The sequence below is a fragment of the Anaeromyxobacter sp. PSR-1 genome, from assembly GCF_000964525.1.
GTDB lineage: Bacteria > Myxococcota > Myxococcia > Myxococcales > Anaeromyxobacteraceae > Anaeromyxobacter.
Map to the genome: position 1 here is coordinate 1 of NZ_BAZG01000169.1, position 9,728 is coordinate 9,728.

General features: G+C 77.7%; 9 protein-coding genes. All 9 read left to right on the top strand.

The window, feature by feature from the left end:
• On the top strand, positions 1-1,154 hold a 1,154-nt coding region (locus PSR1_RS18600; protein WP_152643381.1), incomplete at its 5' end, for a response regulator.
• A gap of 2 nt (positions 1,155-1,156) precedes the next feature.
• Positions 1,157-2,185 (top strand): chemotaxis-specific protein-glutamate methyltransferase CheB, encoded by a 1,029-nt coding sequence (gene cheB, locus PSR1_RS18605; protein ID WP_059438933.1) that lies wholly within the window; start codon positions 1,157-1,159, stop codon positions 2,183-2,185.
• A 75-nt stretch (positions 2,186-2,260) separates the two neighbouring features.
• A complete protein-coding gene (locus tag PSR1_RS18610; RefSeq protein WP_059438934.1) occupies positions 2,261-3,553 on the top strand; it encodes a HAMP domain-containing sensor histidine kinase in 1,293 nt (430 codons plus the stop codon).
• Positions 3,554-3,677: 124 nt separating this feature from the next.
• Positions 3,678-4,307: a TetR/AcrR family transcriptional regulator gene (locus tag PSR1_RS18615; protein ID WP_059438935.1), complete on the top strand. Its 630-nt coding sequence runs from the start codon at positions 3,678-3,680 to the stop codon at positions 4,305-4,307.
• A gap of 1 nt (position 4,308) precedes the next feature.
• Positions 4,309-5,289, top strand: a complete 981-nt coding sequence (locus tag PSR1_RS18620) for an HlyD family secretion protein (protein WP_059438936.1) — start codon at positions 4,309-4,311, stop codon at positions 5,287-5,289.
• Positions 5,290-5,292: 3 nt separating this feature from the next.
• Positions 5,293-6,429, top strand: a complete 1,137-nt coding sequence (locus PSR1_RS18625; RefSeq protein WP_059438937.1) for an ABC transporter permease — start codon at positions 5,293-5,295, stop codon at positions 6,427-6,429.
• Positions 6,426-7,649 carry an ABC transporter permease gene (locus PSR1_RS18630; RefSeq protein ID WP_059438940.1) on the top strand — a complete coding sequence of 408 codons (1,224 nt, stop codon included), beginning with the start codon at positions 6,426-6,428 and terminating at the stop codon, positions 7,647-7,649. Before PSR1_RS18625 ends, PSR1_RS18630 begins: the two co-directional genes overlap by 4 nt.
• Positions 7,646-9,085: a TolC family protein gene (locus PSR1_RS18635; RefSeq protein ID WP_059438938.1), complete on the top strand. Its 1,440-nt coding sequence runs from the start codon at positions 7,646-7,648 to the stop codon at positions 9,083-9,085. Before PSR1_RS18630 ends, PSR1_RS18635 begins: the two co-directional genes overlap by 4 nt.
• A 115-nt stretch (positions 9,086-9,200) precedes the next feature.
• A partial coding sequence (locus PSR1_RS18640) for a TetR/AcrR family transcriptional regulator (RefSeq protein WP_059438939.1) occupies positions 9,201-9,728 on the top strand: 528 nt, incomplete at its 3' end.

Here is a 9,728-nt window from a genome sequence, read left to right on the forward strand (position 1 = left end):
CCGCCCGCGGGCGGATCGCCGTGACGGCGGTGCTGCGCGGGGGCGAGGTGGAGATCGCGGTCGAGGACGACGGGGCCGGCCTCGACCTGGACGCGATCCGGCGCCGGGCCGAGCGCGCCGGCCTGCCCGAGGCCGCGGACGCGCGGGCGCTGGCGCGGCGCGTGTTCCTGCCCGGCTTCACCACCGCGCCGCGGGTCACCGAGGTGTCGGGCCAGGGCGTGGGCCTCGACGCGGTCCGCGCCGCGGTGGAGGCGCTGCAGGGCGCGGTGGACGTGGAGACGCGGCCCGGCCACGGGACCCGCTTCGTGCTGGTGGTGCCGCTGACGCTGCTCGCGCTGCGCGCGCTGGTCGTCTCGTGCGGCGGCGAGTCGGTGGCCATCCCGGCGAGCCAGCTCCGGCGCCTCGTGCAGGTCCACCCCGAGGGCCTGCGCCCGCTGGGCGGGCGGGACACCGTGACCGTGGACGGCGAGCCGGTGCCGGCCGTCGCGCTCGCCGAGGTGCTGGGGCTGCCCGCCGCGGCGCCGGCGGGCGGGCGCGCGCCGCTGCAGCTCGCGGTGGTGGCCGCGGGCGGCCGCCCCGTGGCCCTGGCGGTGGACGCGCTCCTCGCCGAGCAGGAGCTCCGCGTGCGCGGGCTCGGCGCCCGGGTCCGCGCCCTGCCCCACCTCGCCGGCGCGGCGCTGCTCCCCGACGGCGACGTGGCGCTCGTGCTGAACGTGCCGGCGGTGGTGGCCTCGGCGCTGGGCCGGCCCACCGCCTCGCTCGCGCCGGCCGCCGCGGCGCCGCGGCGGAGGCCGCGCGTCCTGCTGGTGGACGACTCGCCCACGACCCGCGCGCTGGAGCGCTCCATCCTGGAGACCGCCGGGTACCGGGTCGCGACCGCCGCCGACGGCGCGGAGGCGTGGGCCATCCTGGAGCGCGAGGGGGCGGACGCGCTGGTCGCGGACGTGGAGATGCCGCGCCTCGACGGCTTCGCGCTCACCGAGGCGGTGCGCGCCTCGCGGGCCCTGGCGGCCCTGCCGGTGGTGCTGGTGACCGCGCGCGAGGCCGAGGCGGACCGCGCGCGCGGCCTCGCCGCCGGCGCCAGCGCGTACCTGGTGAAGAGCGCCTTCGACCAGCGGAGCCTGCTCGACACGCTGGAACGCCTGCTGGGGTGACCATGATCCGCGTGCTCGTGGTGGAGGACATGCCCACCGCCCGCCAGCTGCTGGTGGGCATCCTCTCCGCCGACCCGGAGCTCGAGGTGGTGGGCCAGGCGTCGGACGGCGCGGAGGCGCTGGCGCTGGTGCGCGCGCTGCGGCCCGACGCGATCACCATGGACGTGATGATGATGCCGGTGGACGGCATCCAGGCCACCGCGCAGATCATGGCCGAGCGTCCCACGCCCATCGTCATCGTCACCTCGCTCGACGTGAACGAGGTGACGCTGTCGATGAAGGCGCTCGCCGCCGGCGCGCTCGCGGCGCTCCCCAAGCCGCGCGGCCCCGGCTCCCCCGGCTTCGCCGAGGACGCCCGCCGGCTCGTCACCACGGTGAAGGCCATGAGCCGCGTGGCGCTGCTGCGCCGCCCCGAGGCCGCGCGCCTCGCCGCGCCGCCGCCGGCCGCACCGCCCGAGGTTCCCCGCGGCCGGGTGGTGGCGGTGGCCGCCTCGACCGGCGGCCCGGCCGCGCTGCAGCGCATCCTGGCCCGGCTCCCCGCCGGCTTCCCCGCGCCGGTGCTGGTGGTCCAGCACATCGCTCTCGGCTTCGCGGAGGGGTTCGCGCGCTGGCTCGCGTCTGCCGGTCCGCTCCCGGCGCGCGTCGCCCGGGACGGCGCGCTCCTCGAGCCGGGCGTGGTGCACGTCGCGCCCGACGACCGGCACCTGGGCGTGAGCGCGGACGGCGCGCGCGCGAGGGTGACCGACGAGGCGCCGGTGGGCGGGTTCCGGCCCTCCGGCACGCCGCTGTTCCGCTCGGTGGCGGCCGCCTACGGCGCCGGGGCGGTGGGCGTGATCCTGTCGGGCATGGGCCGGGACGGCGTCGAGGGGCTCGCCGAGCTCCGGCGCGCCGGCGGCCGGATCGTGGCGCAGGACGCCGCCTCCTGCGCGGTGGACGGCATGCCGGGCGCGGCGCAGGCCGCCGGGCTGGCGGACGCGGTGCTGGCGCCGGACGCGATCGCGGATCGCCTGGGACTCTGGGTCCGGCGCTGACCCGCGCCCGAGGGCGTCCGCTGGCCTCCCGGGCAGGTTGTGTTCGCCCCACATGCGGCCTAGAGTCGCCTCCGAATGGACGCCACCCTGCCCCCTTCGGGTGCGCCCGACGGCGCCTCCCAGGCGGCGGCCCTGGACGCACGCGCGCAGCTCGAGGAGACGCAGCGCCGCCTCGCGTTCCTGTACGAGGTCACCGGCGCGCTCTTCGAGGACGCGCGCGGTCACCGCGCGACCCTGGGCAAGCTCGCCCGCCTGGTGGTGCCGCACCTCGCCGACTGGTGCCTGGTCCACCTGGTCCGCGACGACCAGGCCGAGCGCGTCGCCGCCGAGCACTGGAACCCGGACCTCGCGCCGCTCGCGAGCACCCTGCCCCGCGCCGTCCCGCTCGGCGGTCCGGGAGCGCACGGGCTCGCCGCGGTGGCGGCGAGCGGGCGCGCCGAGCTGAACCCCGACCCGCCGCCGCCGGATCCCGCCGAGCCGGCCGACGTGGCCGCCCTGCGCCGGCTGCGCGCGCGGTCGTGGGTCGTCGTGCCGCTGCGGGTGCGCGGCCGGACCCGCGCGGTGATGACGCTCGCGTTCGCCGAGTCCACGCGGCGCTACGGCGGGCACGACCTGGCGCTGGCCGAGGACCTGGCGGCGCGGGCGGCCATGGCGCTCGAGAACGCGCTGCTGTTCGAGGAGGTCGAGCGCGCGGTGCGGGCCCGCGAGGACACGCTCTCGATCGTCTCGCACGACCTCAAGAACCCGATGTCCGCGCTGCTGCTCGGCATCCAGCGCCTGGCGCGCCTGGTGGACGAGCCGCGCCGCCCGCAGGGCGACGCGCTCCTCGCGAAGCTCGAGCGCACCGTCCGAGGCATGAACCGGCTCATCGAGGGGCTGCTGGACCTCGCCCGCATCGAGGCCGGGCGGCTGCAGCTCGATCGCCGCCCGGAGCCGCCCGCCGCGGTGGTGGCGCGTGCGACCGAGCCGCTCGAGCCGCTCGCCGCCGAGCGCCGCCAGCGGATCTCGGTGCGCCTCGCCCCCGACCTGCCGGTGCCGGCCTGGGATCCGGATCGCATCGCGCAGGTGATCGCGAACCTGGTCGGGAACGCGCTGAAGTTCGGGCCGGACGGCGAGGAGGTCGTGATCACCGCCGAGCGGCACGGCGGCGCCGTGCGCTTCGCGGTGGTGGACCGCGGCCCCGGCGTCGCGCCGGAGGTCCGCGACCACCTGTTCGACCGCTACTGGCAGCCGGCCGGCAGCCAGAAGCGCGGCCACGGCCTGGGCCTGTTCATCGTGCGCGGCATCGTCGAGGCGCACGGCGGCCAGGCCTGGGTCGAGAGCGAGCCGGGCCGCGGGGCGGCGTTCTACTTCAGCGTGCCCTGCTAGCGAGGGCTGCGCCCTCGCCCCGCCGACCCTGAGCTTGCCGAAGGGCGGCGGGGTCCCACGGGCGCGACGTGCGTCGCGAAGCCGCACGCCGCGGAAGTAACTAACCGGTTATATACTTGCCTGCATGGCGACGGCTCCCCCTCGCAGGCGCGACGCGCAGGCCACCCGGGCCGGGCTGCTGGAGACGGCCGGCCGCGCGTTCGCGGAGCACGGCTACGACGGCGCGCGCATCGACGACATCGCGGCGCGCGCCGGCGTGAACAAGCGGATGATCTACGCGTACTTCGGCGACAAGGACGGCCTGTACCGCGCCGTGCTCGACGCGCACCTGACGCTCGCGCTCGCCGCCGCCGATCCCACGCCCGCCGGCGCGCGCGCGGCGCCGCGCGACGAGGTGGAGACGCTGGTGCGCCGCTTCTTCGGGTTCCTCTCGGAGCACGAGGACTTCGTGCGGCTGATGGGCTGGGAGGCGCTCTCGCGCGCCCGCCGCGGTCGCAAGCTCCTCACCGACCGCATCGCCGCGAACCTCGACCCCATCCACGCCGTGCTCCGGCGCGGCGTCGCCCAGGGGGCGTTCCGCGCCGACCTGGCGCCGCGGACGTTCACGATGAGCGTCAGCGCGCTGTTCCTCGGCTACTTCATGCAGCGCCCGTTCCTCGAGGCGCTGTGGTCCACCGACCTGCGCGCCGCCCGCGCGCGCGAGGCCGTGCTGCGCGACCTCGTGCGCCTCCTGCTCGACGGAATCGGAGCCTGAGATGACCCGCCGCCCCCTGACCCCGCTCCTCGCACTCGTCGCGTTCGTCGCGCTCGTGGCCGCCTGCGGCCAGCGCGCCCCGGCGCCCATCACCGGCCTCGTGGACGCGACCGAGATCGACGTCGCCTCGAAGATCCCCGGCCGCGTGAAGGCGCTGGCGGTGCGCGAGGGCGACCCGGTGGAGGAGGGCCAGGAGCTGGTCACCATCGAGAGCCAGGAGGTCGCCGCGAAGATCGACCAGGTGAAGGCGGCGGTGGATGCAGCCCGCGCCCGGCTCCAGATCGCCGAGCGCGGCGCGCGCGCCGAGGAGCGCCAGCAGGCGCGGCGGGCGCTCGACACCGCCCGCAGCCAGCTGGAGGTCGCCGCCAAGGCGCACGAGCGCGCCACCGCCCTGCTCGCCACCGGCACCATCACCCAGGCCGCCTTCGACGAGGCCGACTTCAAGTTCAAGGCCGCCCGGGACCAGCTCGCGGTGGCGCAGGCGCGCCACGACCTCGTGGTGAAGGGCGCCCGCGCCGAGGAGGTCGAGGCGCTGCGCGCGCTGGTCCGCCAGGGCCAGGGGAGCCTGGCCGAGGTGGAGAGCTACGGCCGCGAGACCGTCCAGACCGCGCCCATCGGCGGCGAGGTGGCCAAGATCCTGGTCCACCGCGGCGAGCTCGCCGCCACCGGCTACCCCATCCTCACGCTGGTGGACCGGACCGACGCCTGGGCGGTGTTCCCGGTCCGCGAGGACCTGCTCGGCGCCGTGAAGGTCGGGACCGAGCTGGACGTCGAGGTCCCGGCGCTGCGCCGGCGCCTGCCGATGACCGTGTTCTCGGTGGCGCCGCTCGGCGACTTCGCCACCTGGCGCGCGACCGGCGAGAAGGGCAGCTTCGACCTGCGCACGTTCGAGGTGAAGGCCCGGCCGCGCCAGCCCGACCCCGAGCTGCGCCCCGGCATGACCGCGCGCTTCGCGCCCGCGCTGCCCGCGGCCCCGAGGTGAGCCGTGGGGTTCCGCGCCGCCTTCCTCGCGCACCTGCGGGCGCTCGCCGCCAGCCCGCGCTACCGCCTGATGCTGGCGGTGTTCCTGGGCGCGAGCTGGCTGACCATCGCCACCTACCGGCAGGGCGTGATGCGCGAGCTCCCGATCGCCGTCCTCGACCTGGACGGCACCGGCCCCTCCCGCACCGTGGCCCGGTACCTCGACGCCACGCCCGAGCTCCGCGTGCTCACCGACCCGCCCCCCACACTCGCGGCCGCGCAGGACGCGCTCGACCGCGGGGCGCTGGCGGGCGTGGTCCTCGTGCCGGACGGCTTCTCGGCGGACCTGAAGCGTGGGCGCCGCGCCGAGGTCCTGGTCGCCGTGGACATGAGCAACGTGCTGGTCGGGCGCACCGCCTCCCGCACGATCGCGAAGGTGCTCGCCACCGTGTCCGCCGGGGTCGAGCTGGGCGCGCTCCAGAAGCTCGGCACCGCACCGTCGGCCGCGCTCGCGAAGGCCGCGCCGGTGGTCGTCACCGAGGCGCTCGCGCGCAACCCGGGCGCCAGCTTCGCGGTGTACCTGGCCCCGGCGTTCGCGCTGTTCTTCGTGCACCTGGTGACGCTGTTCCTGGCGTGGTCGGTGATCTGGCCGCCCGCCCCCGGGCGCCGCCCGGCCGAGGCGATGGGCCGGTGGGCGGCGGTGCTCGCCGTGTCGCTCGCCCTGGCGCTCCTGTCCACTTACGGGCTGCTCCGCATCGACGGGATCCGCCCCGCCAGCCCGTTCCCGGTGGTCGCGCTCTCGCTGCTCGCGCTCGTGGGCGCGGAGCTGCTGTTCGCCGCGGCGGTCGCGGCGCTGCTCGGCGGCGGGCCGTTCGCGTTCCAGTCCACCGTGCTGCTCGGGGTGCTCTCGCTCATGTTCTCCGGGCTCACCTGGCCATGGGACGCCATCCCCGCGCCGGTCCGCGCCATCTCGAGCGCCCTCCCCTTCACCCCGTTCGGCCGCGCGCTCCGGATCTTCCTCCACGAGCCCGCCGGGCTCGGGGACCTGGCCGCGCCGCTCGGCTGGCTCACCGCCCAGGCCGCGTGCTTCGCCGCGGTGATCGCGGCGTCGCGCGCGGCGCGGGCGCTCGCGGCCCGGGCGCGCGCGCGGAGGGCGGCATGACCGGCCGGGCCTGGCTGGACGTGCTGCGCGCGAGCGCGCGCGAGGAGCGGGGGCGGATCCGCCGGGAGCGGTCGATCCTGCTCGTGCTGCTCGCGATCCCGCTGCTGTACCCGGTGATCGTGGCCTACCTGTACCACGCGGAGGACGCGCGCGACCGGCCGGCGCTGCTGCTCGACCTGGACGGCTCGGCGCTCTCGCGCCGGCTGGCCCTGGAGCTGGACGCGACCCCGGAGCTCCGGATCGACCGCCGCGTCGCCTCGCTCGACGACGGCGTGGCCGCGCTGCGGCGGGACGAGGCGGAGCTCCTGCTGGTCGTCCCCGGCGACTTCTCGCGCCGGCTGAAGCGGGGCGAGCAGGCCCAGCTCGCGGTCTGGGCCGGCGGGGCGAACATGTACACGTGGGCCATCGCCTATCCGGCCGCGGTCACGGTCGCGGGCGCCACCGGCGCGCGCGTGCGGACCGCCGCGTTCCTCGCGAAGGGGATGCCGCCCGAGGCGGCGCGCGCCCGCGCCGCGCCCATCGCGGTCGGCGATCGCCTCCTCTACCACCCCACCGGCTCCTACGGCCGCTACCTCGCCGCCGGCATCTTCCTGGTGGTCCTCCAGCAGCTCGTGGTGGTCTCGCTCGCGTTCAGCGCCGGCGCGCGCCTCGAGGCCGGGCTGCCGCCCGCCGGCCGCGAGCCGTTCCCGCTGGCGCGCCTGCTCGGCATGGCCGCCGCCCACGCGCCGTTCTGGCTGGCCGGGGTCGCCTTCGTGGGGCTCGTGCTCATGCCGGCCATGGGCTGGGCCGGCCCGAGCGTCCTCGCCACCGCCGCGCTGCTGCTGGCCTTCGCGGTGGTGATGGTGCCGGTCGCGATCGGGCTGGCCAGCCTGGCGCGCGATCGGATGGGCACGTTCCAGCTCCTGATGTTCTTCTCGGTGCCGCTCTTCCTCGCGTCCGGGTTCACCTGGCCTCCCGGCCAGCTCCCGCGCGCGGTCGAGCTCGCCACCGCCGTGTTCCCGGCCACCCCCGCGCTGCGGGCCCTGCGGGTGCTGGTCATGAAGACCGGCGACCTCGCCGCCGTCGCGCCCCAGCTCGCCTGGCTCGGGGCGCTGCTCGTCCTCCACTCCGCCCTGGCGGTGCTGGTGGTCCGCCGCGCCCCGCTGGCGCGCCGCCTCGCCGCGCTGCGGCGGAGGCCCGGGGCCGAGCCGCCCTCCCCTGCCTCGAGGACCACCCCATGATCGCTCCCTCCCTGCTCGCCCTCGCGCTCGCCGCGGCCGCGGAGGCCGGCGCTCCCCCCGCCGCGGCCGAGGCCGCCGCCCCGGCGCCGCCGGTGCTCACGCTGGACGCGGCGTTCCGGCGCGCCCGCGAGGCCAGCCTCGAGCTGCGCATCGCCGGCGAGCGGCTCGCCCAGGCGCGGACGCTGGCGCGGAAGGCGTGGAGCCACTACCTGCCCCAGGTGACCGCGGGCGGCTCGTACGCCTGGAACTCCGAGGACGTGGTGCTCGACCTGCCCACGAGCTTCGCGATCCGCGACGTGGGCCGGCCCACCAGCGCGCCGCGCGCGGCGCTCCCGCCCTACGATCCCGGGCGCCCGTTCTCCCCGGTCAACCTCCCCGGCGAGGCGACCACGCTCGCGCTCGTCCCGACCTCGGTCGAGGAGCTGGAGCTCCAGCGGAAGACGCAGTACGGCGTCCAGGCCGAGGTGAGGCAGGCGCTCCTCGCGCCGCGGCTCTGGCCGGCCATCCGCAACGCATACCTGGCCGAGGAGGTTGCGGGCGCGCAGGTCGCCGACACCCGCCAGAAGCTGCTGTACGGGGTCGCGCAGCTCTACTACGGCGCGGCCACCCTCCGCGAGGCGGTCGCGGTGCAGGAGCGCACGCTCGAGACCTGGCGGCGGCACGAGACCGACGCCGAGCACCTCGCCGCCCAGGGCGCCGCGCCGCGCCTGGCCCTGCTGAAGGCGCGCACCGACCGCGCGCGCGCGGAGCAGGAGCTGATCCGGACGCGGAACGCGTACGCGGCGGCCCGGCTCGCGCTCGCGACGCTCCTGGACCGCGACGCGGACTTCGAGGTGGAGCGTCCCCCCGAGCCGCCGGCGCCGTCCGCCGACGCGCGCGAGCAGGAGGAGCGCGCCGCCCGCCGCCCCGACGTGGAGGCCGCCCGCGGGCGCCTGGCGCTGGCGCAGGGGCAGCGCCGCGAGGCGGCCGCCGCCTACCTCCCGACGCTGGGCGTGAGCGGGACCTGGCGCTGGGCCAGCATCACCGGCTTCACCGGCGAGCACGCCGGCTGGACCGTGCTGCTCGGCCTGCAGTGGACGCTCTTCGACGGCGGCCGGCGCGAGGCGGAGCTCGCCGACGCGGGCCACCGCGCGGCCGAGGCCGACGCGGCGCTCGCGCTCGCCTCGAACAAGGCGCGCGACGAGGTCCGGCGCGCCCGGCTGGACCTGGACAGCGCGGCGGCCGCCGCGCGCAAGGCCGAGGAGCAGGCCGCGCTGGCGCGCGAGGCGCTGGAGCAGGCGCAGCGGGCCCACGCCGCCGGCGCGGCCACCTACCTCGAGGTGGCGGACGCCACCAGCGCCGCGTCCTCCGCCGAGCTGGGCCTGGTCGCGGCCACGCTCGACGCGCGCCTGGCGCGCCTCGCCCTGGCGCGCGCGGCCGGCACGTTCGATCCCTGACGGCGCCCGGGCCCGGCGTGACGCCGCCGGCCCGCCCGGGCTGGCCCGCAATTCCTGACCCGTCGGTCAGTGACGCTTGCGGTCGCGCGCGCGGCGCCGTACAAGGGGCGTCGCCATGGCCCGCCGCCCAGCCCCCGGCGCCCACGAGGCGCTGCTCGAGGCCGCCCGCGAGGAGATCTGCCGCCACGGGCTCGCGCACGCCCGCGTCGAGGACATCGCGCGCCGCGCCGGCATCTCGAAGGGCGCCTTCTACCTGCACTTCCCCACCAAGGACGCGGCGTTCGCCGAGATCGTCCAGCGGCTCTACGGCGCGCTGGAGGAGCAGACCCGCCGCCGCGAGGAGGCGGAGCGCCGCTTCGACCGGGACCACCGCGACGAGGACGGCCCGGCGCTGCTGCGCGCGCAGCTCGAGTTCGAGGTGGCGGTGGACCTGGAGTCGCTCGAGCTGCTCTGGCGCAACCGCCACGTGATCCGCGCGCTGGAGGCGGCGGGCCCGGCGTGGACCCGCGGCCTGGCCGGGTTCCGGCGGCGCCTGCAGCGCGCGCTCCGCGATCGCATCGCCGCGAAGCAGGCCGCCGGCCGGCTCCGCCGCGACATCGACCCGTCCGCCGTGGCCGACCTGCTGGTCGGCACGTACGAGGGC

What these genes read in the sequence shown, in the direction of transcription:
- cheB (WP_059438933.1), top strand. Translation starts at nt 1,157, where the DNA reads ATGATCCGCGTGCTCGTGGTGGAGGACATGCCCACCGCCCGCCAGCTG.
- PSR1_RS18610 (WP_059438934.1), top strand. Translation starts at nt 2,261, where the DNA reads ATGGACGCCACCCTGCCCCCTTCGGGTGCGCCCGACGGCGCCTCCCAG.
- PSR1_RS18615 (WP_059438935.1), top strand. Translation starts at nt 3,678, where the DNA reads ATGGCGACGGCTCCCCCTCGCAGGCGCGACGCGCAGGCCACCCGGGCC.
- PSR1_RS18620 (WP_059438936.1), top strand. Translation starts at nt 4,309, where the DNA reads ATGACCCGCCGCCCCCTGACCCCGCTCCTCGCACTCGTCGCGTTCGTC.
- PSR1_RS18630 (WP_059438940.1), top strand. Translation starts at nt 6,426, where the DNA reads ATGACCGGCCGGGCCTGGCTGGACGTGCTGCGCGCGAGCGCGCGCGAG.
- PSR1_RS18635 (WP_059438938.1), top strand. Translation starts at nt 7,646, where the DNA reads ATGATCGCTCCCTCCCTGCTCGCCCTCGCGCTCGCCGCGGCCGCGGAG.